Here is a 13,138-nt window from a genome sequence, read left to right on the forward strand (position 1 = left end):
GCCCCCATTTTTGCCCGCAGCCTGTTGCCACGTGGCCCGATCCCGCTCCCGCATCGACCGTACCCCGTTCCAGACCGAGATCCTCGACCTCAGCCATGATGGTCGCGGCGTCGCCCGCCGTGAGGGTGAGGGCGGCAAGGTCACCTTCGTCAGCGGCGCACTGCCGGGTGAGGTGGTCATGGCCGAACAGACCGCCCGCAGCCGCCATTTCGACGAAGCGCGCACGGTGGAAGTGCTGAAGGCCTCGCCGCAGCGCGTCACCCCGAAGTGCCCGCACTTCGGCACCTGTGCCGGCTGCGTGCTGCAGCACCTGGACGAAGACCAGCAGATCGTGGCCAAGCAGCGCGTGCTGATGGACAACCTGGAGCGCATCGGCCACGTGAAGCCGGGAACCGTGCTGGCGCCGCTGGTCGGCGAGAGCTGGGGCTACCGGCGCAAGGGCCGCTTCTCGGTGCGCCGGGTCGAGAAGAAGGACAAGACCCTGGTCGGCTTCCGTGAACAGGACCCGCGTTTCGTCGCCGACCTCAGCCAGTGCCTGACCGTGATCCCGGAAATCGGCACCAAGGTCGAGGCGCTGTCCACTTTCATCGAATCGCTCGACGGCAAGCGCGATATTCCGCAGATCGAGTTCATCGCCGGTGACCAGGCCGTGGTCCTGACCGTGCGCCACCTGCAGCCGCTCAGCGATGCCGATCGTGCGGCCTGGGCCGCCTTCGGCCAGCAGCATGGCTTCGTGATCTACCTGCAGTCCGGCGGCGTGGACACCGTGCAGCCGCTGGACGGGCAGGGCGTGCCGCTGTCGTTCCGGCTGGCGCCGTGGGACGTGGAACTGGCGTTCCGCCCGCTGGACTTCATCCAGGTCAATGCCAAGCTCAACGAGAAGATGATCGCCCACGCCCTGGACCTGCTGGAACCGGGTGAGGACGAGCGCGTGCTGGACCTGTTCTGCGGCCTGGGCAATTTCACCCTGCCGCTGGCGCGCCGCGTGCGCGAAGTGGTCGGCGTGGAAGGCGATGCCGGCCTCGTCGCGCGTGCCCGTGAGAACGCCGAGCGCAATGGCCTGGCCAACGCCCAGTTCTTCAGCGCCGACCTGACCCAGGATCAGCGCAGCACGCCGTGGATGCGCCAGGGCTTCGACAAGCTGCTGCTGGACCCGCCGCGCTCGGGCGCGATCGAAGTGCTGCAGCAGCTGCCGCTGAAGCAGTTCAAGCGCATCGTCTACGTCAGCTGCCACCCGGGCTCGCTGGCCCGCGATGCCGGCTATCTGGTCAACGAACAGGGCTTCACCCTGGTCAGCGCCGGTGCCATGGACATGTTCCCGCACACCGCGCACGTGGAAAGCATCGCGGTGTTCGAGAAGCGCTGATCTGTCATGCCCATCGCGCATAATTGTGCGATGGGCATCGAAATCGAACGCAAATTCCTCGTCAGCAGCGATGGCTGGCGCGCCGCCGCGCACCGGGTGATCCCGATGGCGCAGGGCTACATCAACGACATGGGGGCGCTTGACCGCGGCACCCAGAACGCCTCGGTGCGGGTGCGCATCGAAGGCGACCACGCCGCGTTGAACCTGAAGTCGCGCACCATCGGCCATACCCGCCAGGAGTTCGATTACCCGATCCCGGTGGACGATGCACGCGCACTGCTGGCGCTGTGCGTGGGCGGCCTGATCGACAAGCACCGTCATCTGGTCGAGCACGCCGGCCTGACCTGGGAGGTGGACGAGTTCCTCGGCGACAACGCCGGCCTGGTGGTGGCCGAGGTCGAGCTGGACAGCGCCGACCAGGCGATCGACCTGCCGGATTGGGTGGGTGCCGAAGTCACCGACGATGCGCGCTACTACAACGTCGCGCTGGCCAGTCACCCCTATTCACAGTGGTGAACCCCAAAAAGGGGACGGAGGGGATTAAGACATCTTTACCCCACCTGTGCGGGAACCGACTTAGTCCCCTCCGTCCCCTTTTAACGAGGGAGGCGGGCCCCATGTCGTGGGGATGAGAATCGATATCTACTCCGACGTGGTCTGCCCCTGGTGCTGGATCGGCAAGCATCGTTTCCAGCAGGGCGTGCAGTTGCTGGGCGCGAACGCGCCTGAACTCGATATCCACTGGCAGCCGTTCCAGCTGGACCCGGATGCGGACGCCACCCCGGTGCCGCTGCGCGAGGCCTACGTGCGCAAGTTCGGGGGCGTCGAGCGTACCGAGCAGATCCTCGGCCAGACCCAGACCACCGCGCGTGCCGAGGGCCTGCCGATGGACTTCAGCCAGGGCCAGGTGCGGGTGACCACGCTGCCGGCGCACCGGGTGCTGTGGCTGGCCGGCGAGCATGGCGTGCAGGATGCGGTCGGCGAGGCTCTGTTCCGCGCTCACTTCGAGCACGGCCAGAACCTGGCCGACCCCTCGGTGCTGATCAAGGCCGGCGTGGCGGGCGGCCTCGACGCCGGCGAAATCGCGCAGATGCTGGCCTCCGACCGCGGCCTGGCCGAGGTCGAAGCCAAGCTGGCGCAGGCCCATGCATTGGGCGTTTCTTCGGTGCCGACCTTCGTCATTGATGGGAAGTGGGCCATTTCCGGGGCACAGCCGCCGGAGGCCTTCGCCAACGCCCTGCGCCAGATCGCGGCCGAACAGGGCGCTCCGGCAGCGTCGGCTGACGGCGACGAGACCTGCGGCCCGGACGGCTGCAAGGTCTGACCGGCCCCCCAAAAAGGGGACGGAGGGGATTAAGACGTATCCAGCCCACCTGGGTCGATTGCGCCTTGATCCCCTCCGTCCCCTTTTTCTGACCACTGCGCCTGTCGGCCGGTTCTGCGACAATGCGGCACTGCGCCATGCGGGCGCGCGTTGTGGAGATCGACCATGCTGCTGATCGGCGTTGCCGGTACCGAACTGACCGCCCAGGAACGTGACTGGCTGCAGCACGATGCCGTGGCCGGGGTGGTGCTGTTCAAGCGCAACTTCGCCTCGCGCCAGCAGGTGACCGATCTGAGCGCGGCCATCCGCGCCGCTGCCCCACGCCCGCAGCTGATCTGCGTGGACCAGGAAGGCGGCCGCGTGCAGCGTTTCCGCGAGGGTTACAGCGATCTGCCGCCACTGCAGGACATTGGTGCGCTGTATGCCACCGACCCGCAGCAGGCCTTGGCATTGGCCGAACGGCACGCCTGGCTGATGGCCAGCGAGGTACGGGCCAGCGGTGTGGACCTGAGCTTCGCGCCGGTGGTCGACCTTGGCCGTGGCAACCGTGCCATCGGCAACCGCGCCTTCAGTGAAGACCCGCAGGTGGTGGCCGCGTTCACCGCCGCCTACGTGCGCGGCATGCATTCGGTCGGCATGGCCGCCACGCTCAAGCATTTCCCCGGCCACGGTACCGTGCTGGAAGACACCCACGTGGATACCGCGATCGACCCGCGCGCGCTGGACGCGCTGCGCGCGCAGGACCTGGTGCCATTCCAGGCCGGCATCGCCGCCGGTGCCGACGCGGTGATGATGGCGCACGTGATCTACCCGCAGATTGCGCCTGAACCGGCCGGCTACTCGCCGCGCTGGATCCAGGACATCCTGCGCGGCGAGCTCGGCTTCCGCGGCGTGGTGTTCTCCGATGACATCGGCATGGCCGCCTCGCACAGCGCCGGTGGTGTGCCCGCGCGCGTGCACGCGCATCTGGATGCCGGCTGCGACGTGGTGCTGGTCTGCCACCCGGAACTGGTCGATGAAGCCCTGCACGCGGTGCAGGGACGCTCCCTCAACACTGCTGCGCTGCTGGGCCTGATCGGCCGTGGCGCGCTTGGCTGGGATGGCCTGCTGGCCGATGCCCGCCATGGCGACACCCAATCCCGTCTGCTTGAAACCCTTGGAAGAACCGTCTGATGCCCAACCTCACCATTTCCCAGGCCCTGGCCCAGGCTGACCTGCTGGTCGACCGCCCCACCATCGACAAGGCCATCGCTGGTATCGCCGACGCCATCGCGCGCGATTACAAGGGCGAGGTGCCGCTGTTCCTGTCCATCATGCACGGTGCGCTGCCGTTCGCCGGCCAACTGGCGCTGGAACTGGGCGCGCGCGGCCAGGACGTGCAGTTCGATTACCTGCACGCTACCCGTTACCGCGGTGAAACCACCGGCGGCGACCTGGTCTGGAAGCACAAGCCGGCCACTTCGCTGTTCGGCCGCCGCGTGCTGCTGGTCGACGACATCCTGGACGAGGGCTACACCCTGCAGGGCGTGCGCACCTGGTGCCTGGAACAGGGCGCGACCGACGTGCGCATCGCCGCGATGACGGTGAAGAAGCACGACCGCGCGCTGCCGGACGTGACCGCCGACTACGCCGGCATCGAACTGCCGGACCGCTACGTGTTCGGCTTCGGCATGGACGTCAATGAAACCCTGCGCTGCGTGCCGGCCATCTACGCGATGAAGGAATAACGGCGCAGCCGCCCGCGGCGCGTCTTCTTCTGCCGCCGGCATCCTCGGGTGCCGGCGTTCGTCTTTTCATGGAGTGCTTCGAATGCAACAGATCGCCCTGGCCGTGATCGGCGGTACCGGTGTCTACAATCTGGCCAAGCTTGACGATGTGCAGACCCAGGAGGTCGACACCCGCTTCGGCCGCCCATCGGGCCCGGTGCGCGTCGGTACGCTGCTCGGCCATCGCGTGGCGTTCCTGGCGCGGCATGGCGAAGGCCATTCGCTGCCGCCGCACAAGATCAACTACCGCGCCAACCTGGCCGCGCTGCAGCAACTGGGCGCGCAGCGCGTGCTGGCGTTGAACACGGTGGGGGGCATCACCGAACACTTTGGTCCGCGCGTGCTGGCTTGCCCGGACCAGATCATCGACTACACCTGGGGCCGCATCAGCACGATCTGTGAAGAAGAAGGCACCGACGTGGTCCACGTCGATTTCGGCCACCCGTACACGCCGATGCTGCGCAGCAAGATCCTGGCCGCGGCCAAAGTGACCGGTGTCACGGTCCATGACGGTGGCTGCTACGGCGCAACGCAGGGCCCGCGCCTGGAAACCATCGCTGAAATCGCCCGTATGCGCCGCGACGGCTGCGACCTGGTGGGCATGACCGGCATGCCGGAAGCCGCGCTGGCACGCGAGCTGGGGCTGGATTACGCCTGCCTGGCGATCATCGCCAACTGGGCTGCCGGGTGTGGTGATGGCGAGGAGATTACGATGGCCGAAGTGCTGGCCAACGTGCAGGCGGCCGGCAACGGACTTCCGGAACTGGTGGGCGAATTGGCACGGGGGTGATTGTCTTCCCCGAGCAAGCTTTGCATACTCAGCTTGTGCGCGGGTTCAGCGTACACCACCCATTCATTGCATAAGGTCTCGCATCACCATGCCGAACGGTACCGTCAAGTGGTTCAACGACGCCAAGGGATTTGGCTTCATCTCGCCGGAGGATGGCAGCGCCGACGTGTTCGCGCACTTCTCCGCCATCAACTCCAAGGGCTTCCGCAGCCTGCAGGAAGGCCAGCGTGTCACCTATGACGTGACCCAGGGCCCGAAGGGTGCCCAGGCTTCGAACATCACGCCGGCCGAGTGATCCACTCGACAGTGCGTTGAAAACCCCGCTCCGGCGGGGTTTTTTTTTGCGCGGCATGCCTGCGGCCCGTTCGCGATCCACCCACCTCGGGCACAATGCGCCCATGAAGGAACGACTGCGCATCGCCGTGATCGGCTACGGCACCGCTGGACAGGCAGTGTCCATCCTGCTCACCCGTGACGGCCACGAGGTGGAGATCTTCGAACGCGTGCCCACGCCGGGACCGGTTGGCGCCGGCTTCCTGCTGCAGCCCAGCGGCCTGCAGGTACTGTGGCAGATGGGCCTGCTTGATTCCGTGCGCGCACATGCCGCGCCGGTGCACCGCCTGTATGGCGACACGCCGTGCGAGCGCGCGGTGATGGACATGCGTTACGACGGACTGGATGCGCGCCTGCACGGCCTGGGCATGCAGCGCGGGGCCTTGTTCTCGCTGCTGGATGAAGCGCGCGCGGGTGCAGGCCAGTTGCATGCGGGCGTCAGCATCGCGGCGGTGGATGCCGAGCAGGGCCGCCTGCGCGACAGCGACGGTCGCATGCACGGTCCGTTCGATCTGGTGGTGGCCGCCGATGGCGCCGCCTCGACGCTGCGCGGCACGATCGCCGGCGGTGCCGGGCTGGACCGCGTGTATCCGTGGGGGGCGCTGTGGTGCCTGCTGCCGGCCGAAGACTGGCCGCACGTGCGGGAGCTGCGCCAGCGCTACGTGGCCGCGCGCAAGATGATCGGGCTGCTGCCGGTCGGTACGCGCCCCGGTGATGACACGCCGCGCCTGAGCTTCTTCTGGAGCCTGCCACGCGCCGACTTCGAGCGCTGGCAGGCCGACGGCATGGCCCCCTGGCTGGATGAACTGCATGCACTGTGGCCGCAGGCCAGTGCGCGCTTCGCCCATCTGCGCGATGCCGGCCAGATGGCGCGCGCGGTCTACCATGATGCGGTGATGACGCGCTGGCACCAGGGCCGCATGGTGCTGGCCGGTGATGCCGCGCACGCGATGAGCCCGCAGCTGGGGCAGGGGGTGAACATGGCGCTGCTCGATGCGTTGGCATTGCGCGATGCCGTTCGCACGCATGGCGGTGGTGCCGAAGCGTTGCAGGCGTACCAGGCGCAACGCAGGGCGCACGTTGCGGTGTACCAGCGCTGGAGTCGTTGGCTGACGCCGCTGTTCCAGTCCGACCGCGACGCCTGGGCCAAGGCGCGTGATGTGCTGCTGGGCCCGATGGGGCGCCTGCCCGGTGGCCGTGGCCACATGCTGCGCGTGCTCAGTGGCACCCAGCACGGCTGGTTCGGTGCGCTCGCACTGGATCCGGCTTTCGTCGACGCATTGGCCACCGCAGCGGAGACACCTCGCATCAACTCGATCACGGCCAATGCGTGAAGCGCGTCGTCACGTGAATTAACGGTTGCCTCACCGCGGATATGCGAGAAGTAGGTTGCACGCGATTGCGCGTCGCCCGTTTTCCTTTCCGTGATCAACATCGCGCGTGGCCCGGGGCGGCGCTGCCGTTGCGGCCTGTTGCGGCCCGGACGTGCCGCCTGTTGTTGAAGAGGAGGACGCCATGTTGTTCGCGGTCGAGGAGCTGGAATCGGAAATCTGCAAGCTGCGCGGATTGCTGCAGATGCTGCACGAGGACCAGCCCGACGTACTGGAGGACGTGTTCGAGTTCCATGTCGGCAGCCTGATCAGTCATGCATCAGCGGAGCACCACGCACGCATCCGCACCTGCGCGCAGGAGATGCTGGCGGCGATCCAGGCGTTGCCGCGACGACGTGAAGATGACACGCCTGATTTCCGGTTGATGCCGCAGCTGGGCATTCGTCCGGCCTGATTCAAGCTTCCGGCAGTTCCACCAGGCCGCCCTGCACGCAGACGATCATCTGCTCGCCAGGGACGGGGGCAGGGACGTTTCCGGCGGTAAACGCGGAGAAGGCGGGCAGGATTGTCGTCCGGTCGCGCAGCCAGAACGCGGCGAAGCGCCGCCGCAGGGGCGGCAAGGCAACCTGCGGATGCAGATGCCCGGCGATCACATGCAGCTCTGCATCGGGCATCGGCTCATGCCGAAGCAGGAACGGCCCCAGCCGTACTTCATCGTGGATCTGGACCTGCAACTGCGCATGCGGCAGCTGGCGGTCGTGATTGCCGCGCAGAACATGCACGTCCAGTGCGGCATTGCGTTCACGCCATTCCAGCCATTGCTGGTACCAGGCAGCGCGATGCGCCGGCCCATGCAGGATGTCGCCCAGGATCCACAGCTCGCGGCAGGCATGCCTGTCCAGCAGCCCCTGCAGGCGTTGCAGGTCTTCGCCGGTGCCGCCGCTGGGCAATGCGATGCCGGCACGACGGAATACATCGGCCTTGCCCAGGTGCAGGTCGGCGATCAACAGCGCCTGCCGCGCAGGCCAGTACAGTGCACGCGCGCCAAGCAGAATCAGCGATTCGCCGGCGCGCAGCAGCGGCAGTTCATCGGCCATGGCGGCGCTCCAGCTGCTGGGCCGCGCGTTGCACACGGGTGCGCCAGTCTTCGTTGCTGAACTGCCCGCGCAGGCGTTCGGCCCACAGTGGAAAGCCCAGCGGTGTGAGTGATGCCGGGTGCTGCACCGAGAAGACCTGCATGCCGATCCTTGCCAGTACCCGCTGCAGCCCTGGGAGGTCCAGGCTGTCGTGCAGCACTTCGCGTTCGGCCAATGCCAACAGCAGGTGGCCGGGGTCATGCTCGCGCAGTACGTCGTAGAGCAGGCCCGCCGAGGCCTGCAGCTGGCGCAGCGACCGCGGCATGCCGCCGGGCAGGCTGGGCACCAGCAGGCCGGCTACGCGTGCGATGCCACGGAACTGGCGCCGCGCCAGCTCGCCGAGGTTCACTGCCGCGCGCAGATCGTCCAGCAGCTGATCGGGGGTGAACAATGCGCGCCATTGCGCCGCATCCAGATCGATCGCCTGCGCCGGTGCCAGCACCAGGCCATGATCGTTCACCGCATAGCCGATGCTGTTGCGCTGCCAGCGGGTACAGCGCAGTGCCAGCAGGGCGGCCAGCGCCTCGTGCACGTGGCGGCCGGCAAAGGGGTAGACGAACAGGAACTGGCCTTCGCGGCGCCGCACCTCTTCCACCAGCAGATGTTCCGGGCCGGGAAGCGCCGACAACTGCTGCTGCAGTGCCAGCAACGGTGACAACCAGCGTGATTCGGCACTGTCGTCGGCGCCGGACAGTACCCACTCCAGCTCACGGCCGAGCGGCATCGACAGCGGCAACTGGCCTCCCTGCCAGCGTGGCACCACACCATCACCGCGCCCTCGTGCCAGCCGCACGAAGGCGGTCATGTCGCGCAGCTGCACCAGTTCCAGCAGGCGCCCGGCGAACTGGAAGCGATCACCACGGCGCAGGCGGCTGGCGAACTGTTCCTCCACGGCGCCCAGGCCACCACCGCGCAGGAACTGCACGCGCACGCTGCCATCGCTGCTGATGGTGCCGATCGACAGCCGATGGCGCAGTGCCTGGCGGCGATCGTGCATGCGGTAGCAGCCGTCGTCATCGCGCACGACCTTGTGGAAATCAGGGTACTGGGCCAGCGCCTGGCCGCCCTGCACGATGAAGGTCAGTACCGCCTGCCATTGGCCGTCGCCGAGCGATGCGAAGGCGTGGGTGCGCCGCACCTGCGCCAGTAGCGCATCGCTGTCGAAGCCACCGGCCAGCGCGCGGCTGACCGCATGCTGGGCCAGCACATCCAGCGACAGCGTCGGCGGCCTGCGTGCTTCGACCACGCCGGCGGCCAATGCACGGCGCACGGCGGCGTACTCGGCCAGTTCCAGCGCATGACTGGGCACGCACAGGATGGAGCCGCTGGCGCCCGGGCGGTGGCGCGCACGTCCGGCGCGTTGGCGCAGGCGGGCTACACCCTTCGGGCTGCCCAGCTGCAATACCTGCTCAACCTCGGGGAAGTCCACGCCGAGGTCGAGGCTGGAGGTGGCCACCACGCAGCGCAGCACGCCCGCGCGCAGGCCATCCTCCACCTGCTGGCGCAGCGCCGGATCCAGTGAGCCGTGGTGCAGCGCAAGCGTGCCCTGGTCTTCGGGCCAGACCGCGGCCAGCGCCTGATGCCATAGTTCCGCCTGCGCACGCGTATTGGTGAACAGCAGGCTGCTGCGTGCCTGCATCAACGCGTCCAGCACGCGCGGCAGTTGCGCCAGGCCAAGATGCCCGGCCCAGGGGAAACGTTCGCCGGGGTCGGGCAGCAGGCTGCGCACGCCGACTGCGCGCGGGCGCACGCCCTGCACGATGGGCGCGTTGGGCTGCCCGGGCAGCAGCACGTCGCGTGCCTCCTGCAGATTGCCCAGCGTGGCCGAGAGTCCCCACAGCTGCAACGCGGGGGCGATGTCGCGCAGCAGCGCCAGGTTCAGTTGCAGCAGCACTCCCCGCTTGTTGCCCAGCAGTTCATGCCACTCGTCCACCACCACGCAGCGCAGCTGGCGCATGCGTGCCACGGTATCGGGATAGCTCAGCAGCAGCGCCAGCGATTCGGGCGTGGTCACCAGCACGTCGATGCGGCCTTCGCGGGCCTGGCGCCGCTCGCGGTTGCTGGCGTCACCGCTGCGCAGGCCGACACGCCATCCCAGTCCCAGGCCGTCGACGACGGCCTGAAGGGCGCGGGCGGTATCACTGGCCAACGCGCGCAAAGGCGTCACCCACAGCACCTGCAGTGGGCGCACCGCGCTGGCCCTGCGGGGCGGTGGCGGTGGATCGATCAGCGCCTGCAGCAACGGCCCACCGAACATCGCCAGCGTCTTGCCGCTGCCCGTGGGCGTATGCAGCAACCCGGATTCGCCGGCCAGGTAGTGGCGCCACATTGCGCGCTGGAATGGCAGTGAGCGCCAGCCGCGTGCCGCGAACCAGTCTTCCAGCCTGCGCAGCGCCTGGCTGCGGTTCATCGCGCCAGCGCCTGCAGCGTAGCCAGCTGATCGGCCTCGCTGGCAGGCTTGTCGTGGCGCCAGCGCAGGATGCGCGGAAAGCGCACGGCGATACCGGATTTGTGCCGGCTGCTGCGGTTGACCGCTTCGAAACCCAGTTCGAACACCTGTTCGGCGCGCACGCTGCGCACTGGACCGAAGCGCTCGCGGGTGTTGGCGCGGATCCAGCGGTCGAGCGCGAGGATCTCCTTGTCGTCCAGGCCCGAATACGCCTTGGCCACCGGCACCAGCGTGTCTCCGTCCCAGACGCCGAAGGTGTAGTCGGTGTACAGCGTGCTGCGCCGCCCATGGCCGGCCTGGGCGTACAACAGCACCGCGTCGATCGTGAGTGGATCGACCTTCCATTTCCACCAGTCGCCGCGTCGTCGCCCGGTCTGGTAGGGCGAGACACGCCGTTTCAGCATCAGACCTTCCACGCCGCGTTCGCGTGCCACGTCGCGCATCGCTGCTGCCCGTTGCCAATCGTCGGCGTCAACGTCGGGCGACAGCTGGATCCGCACATCGTCCAGCGCACCGATGACCTCAGTGAGCCGCGTACGCCGTTCCTGCAACGGCAGCTCACGCAGGTCCGCGCCATCGACTTCCAGCAGGTCATAGGCGAGCACGCGCACCGGCGTGTTGCGCAGGGTGGCCGCACCGGGTTTGCGGCGCTGGATGCGGGTCTGCAGCGCGGTGAAGGCACGCGGCAGGTTGGCGTTTTCGTCCCAGGCCAGCAGCTCGCCGTCCAGTACGCAGCCATCGGGAAGCGCCATCGCCGCCTGCTCGATTTCGGGGAAGCGGCCATCCAGCCGCTCTTCGCCACGCGACCACAATGCGACCTCGCCACGCCGGCGAAGCAGCTGCAGGCGAATGCCATCCCATTTCCATTCCAGCAGCCAGTCATCGATCGGGCCGAGCCGTTCGGCAGGTTCACCTTCCAGTGGCGATGCGAGGAAGAACGGGTAGGGCTGCTGACGGTCCAGCGGAAGCTCATCCGGCGACAGCAGCTGAGCCAGCAGCCCGGGCGAGGGCACCCACTCACCAAGCATGCGCTGGGCGATGCGTGCGATGTCCAGGCTGGACCATTCGGCCAGCGCCTGCTGTACCAGCCGCTGCGAAACACCTACGCGCAGGGCACCGGTCAGCAGCTTGTTGAACACCAGGCGTTCGCTGCTGCACAGCTGCTGCCAGCCTGCGACGACCGCCGCACGGCGCACTGCTTCGGCTTGATTGGCCACCGCCAGCAGATGTTGTTCGATCCATTCGGCCAAGGGGCGGTCGACAGCTGGCCGGGATGGATCATCCAGCAGCAGGGTCAGCGTTTCGGCCAGGTCCCCCACCTGCGCATAGCTGTCCTCCACCAACCAGGGCGGCAGGCCCGATTCCTCGCTCACCCACGCGCGCAGTTCGCTGCTGGCGGCGATCTTCCGGCGTGCGCCGCCCACCTTGCCGCCGCTGAGCAGGTACAGCGCCCATGCCGCGTCATGCGCACGCGCCTGGCGGAAGTAGTCGACCAGCGCCGCACGCTTGTCCAGCGTGGCGGTGCTGCGATCCAGGCGCTGGTAGAGCGCAGCGAATGCCTTCATTCTTCGCTCCCGAAATCGGTACGGAAGGCTTCGGCAGCCACGCCGCGCTCGCGCAGGAACGGAATCAACGCATCGGTATTGCCATGGGTGGCGATCACCCGCTGGGCGCCCGTCTGTTCGATGGTCTGCAGCAGTGCTGGCCAGTCGGCGTGATCGGAAATGACAAAACCGCGATCGACATTGCGACGCCGCCGATTGCCGCGCAGCTGCATCCAGCCGGATGCGAAGCCCAGCTGGTGGCGGCCGAAGCGACGCATCCAGGGCGTGCCCGCAGCTGACGGCGGCGCGAGGATCAGCTGGCCGGCGGCATCCGGCTGGCGGCCCTGTTCGGCCACGGTGAGCGTCTCCAGCATCGGTACGCCGGCCTGCCGGTAGACCGCCACACCATTGGCGATGGCGCCATGCAGCCAGGCCGGGCGATCGTCCAGTGGCCGCAGTTCGGCCAGCACCCGTTGCGCCTTGCCCAATGCATAGCACAGCAGGATCGCCGCTTCGCCACGTTGTTCGCATTCGCGGCGCCACGCCACGATTTCCGCAGCCACCGCCGGCGTGTCCGGCCAGCGGTAGATGGGCAGGGCGAACGTGGCTTCGGTGATGAAGGTATCGCAGGGCACCACTTCGAACGGCGCGCAGGTCGGGTCGGGCTGGCGCTTGTAGTCGCCCGAGGCCACCCAGACCTGCCGGCCGTCGTCGATGCGTACCTGCGAAGAGCCGAGGACATGGCCGGCAGGGTGCAGCGATACCTGCACCTTCCCCAGGCGGAACGGCACGCCCTCGACGTGCGCCTGCACCGGCACGTCACCCAGGCGCCAGCGCAGGATCGGCAGGCTGCCTTCGCTGCAGTGGTACTCGCCCATGCCCGGACGGGCATGGTCGCCGTGGCCATGGGTGATGACCGCGCGCGCTACCGGTCGCCACGGGTCGATATGAAAATCGCCGGCGGCGCAGTACAGCCCCTCCGGGCGCAGCACCACCAGATCGTCGTTGCCTGCCATGCGGTCACTGTGGCCTGCGTCTCGTGCAGAGGGTGAGAACCGGCCTGAACACGGGCTTGGCAGGCGATGCGGCACAATCGGGC

13 protein-coding genes are annotated in these 13,138 nt (G+C 68.0%); 9 read left to right on the forward strand and 4 right to left on the reverse strand.

Annotated elements, in window-relative coordinates:
* The first annotated feature begins 31 nt into the window (after positions 1-31).
* The 9 genes from rlmD (at position 32) to AC5P8D_RS16190 (ending at position 7,364) form a co-directional block, all read left to right on the forward strand.
* Entirely contained in the window at positions 32-1,366 is a 1,335-nt protein-coding gene (gene rlmD / locus AC5P8D_RS16150) for a 23S rRNA (uracil(1939)-C(5))-methyltransferase RlmD (protein WP_010482826.1), read from the forward strand.
* A 30-nt stretch (positions 1,367-1,396) separates the two neighbouring features.
* The gene (locus AC5P8D_RS16155; RefSeq protein ID WP_010482827.1) at positions 1,397-1,882 is read left to right on the forward strand and encodes a CYTH domain-containing protein; all 486 of its coding nucleotides are present in this window, start codon (positions 1,397-1,399) and stop codon (positions 1,880-1,882) included.
* Positions 1,883-1,994: 112 nt separating this feature from the next.
* The gene (locus tag AC5P8D_RS16160; protein WP_049436450.1) at positions 1,995-2,690 is read left to right on the forward strand and encodes a DsbA family oxidoreductase; all 696 of its coding nucleotides are present in this window, start codon (positions 1,995-1,997) and stop codon (positions 2,688-2,690) included.
* A gap of 165 nt (positions 2,691-2,855) precedes the next feature.
* A complete protein-coding gene (gene nagZ, locus AC5P8D_RS16165; protein ID WP_019336693.1) occupies positions 2,856-3,863 on the forward strand; it encodes a beta-N-acetylhexosaminidase in 1,008 nt (335 codons plus the stop codon).
* Positions 3,863-4,417: a hypoxanthine-guanine phosphoribosyltransferase gene (locus AC5P8D_RS16170; RefSeq protein ID WP_005410592.1), complete on the forward strand. Its 555-nt coding sequence runs from the start codon at positions 3,863-3,865 to the stop codon at positions 4,415-4,417. The genes nagZ and AC5P8D_RS16170 overlap by 1 nt, the downstream gene beginning before the upstream one ends.
* A gap of 82 nt (positions 4,418-4,499) precedes the next feature.
* Positions 4,500-5,246, forward strand: a complete 747-nt coding sequence (locus tag AC5P8D_RS16175; RefSeq protein WP_495203482.1) for an S-methyl-5'-thioinosine phosphorylase — start codon at positions 4,500-4,502, stop codon at positions 5,244-5,246.
* Between the two features lie 88 nt (positions 5,247-5,334).
* Positions 5,335-5,541, forward strand: a complete 207-nt coding sequence (locus AC5P8D_RS16180; RefSeq protein ID WP_005410590.1) for a cold-shock protein — start codon at positions 5,335-5,337, stop codon at positions 5,539-5,541.
* A gap of 103 nt (positions 5,542-5,644) precedes the next feature.
* Positions 5,645-6,913: an FAD-dependent oxidoreductase gene (locus AC5P8D_RS16185; protein ID WP_495203483.1), complete on the forward strand. Its 1,269-nt coding sequence runs from the start codon at positions 5,645-5,647 to the stop codon at positions 6,911-6,913.
* A gap of 181 nt (positions 6,914-7,094) precedes the next feature.
* A complete protein-coding gene (locus AC5P8D_RS16190; RefSeq protein WP_019336695.1) occupies positions 7,095-7,364 on the forward strand; it encodes a hypothetical protein in 270 nt (89 codons plus the stop codon).
* 1 nt (position 7,365) lies between these two features.
* Here the strand turns inward: AC5P8D_RS16190 and pdeM are convergent, their stop codons facing one another.
* From pdeM to AC5P8D_RS16210, 4 genes are read right to left on the reverse strand one after another with little or no spacing between them, the layout of a single operon-like run.
* On the reverse strand, positions 7,366-8,007 hold the full coding sequence (gene pdeM / locus AC5P8D_RS16195) for a ligase-associated DNA damage response endonuclease PdeM (RefSeq protein WP_495203484.1): 642 nt from the start codon (positions 8,005-8,007) through the stop codon (positions 7,366-7,368).
* Positions 7,997-10,456, reverse strand: coding sequence for a ligase-associated DNA damage response DEXH box helicase (locus tag AC5P8D_RS16200; protein ID WP_329841326.1), 2,460 nt, complete (start codon positions 10,454-10,456; stop codon positions 7,997-7,999). The genes pdeM and AC5P8D_RS16200 overlap by 11 nt, the downstream gene beginning before the upstream one ends.
* Positions 10,453-12,060, reverse strand: coding sequence for an ATP-dependent DNA ligase (locus tag AC5P8D_RS16205; protein WP_043402346.1), 1,608 nt, complete (start codon positions 12,058-12,060; stop codon positions 10,453-10,455). Before AC5P8D_RS16205 ends, AC5P8D_RS16200 begins: the two co-directional genes overlap by 4 nt.
* A complete protein-coding gene (locus tag AC5P8D_RS16210) occupies positions 12,057-13,055 on the reverse strand; it encodes a ligase-associated DNA damage response exonuclease (RefSeq protein WP_043402344.1) in 999 nt (332 codons plus the stop codon). Before AC5P8D_RS16210 ends, AC5P8D_RS16205 begins: the two co-directional genes overlap by 4 nt.
* Between the last annotated feature and the right edge of the window lie 83 nt (positions 13,056-13,138).

The sequence above is a fragment of the Stenotrophomonas sp. YJH_SMC_101-4 genome (assembly GCF_059370395.1).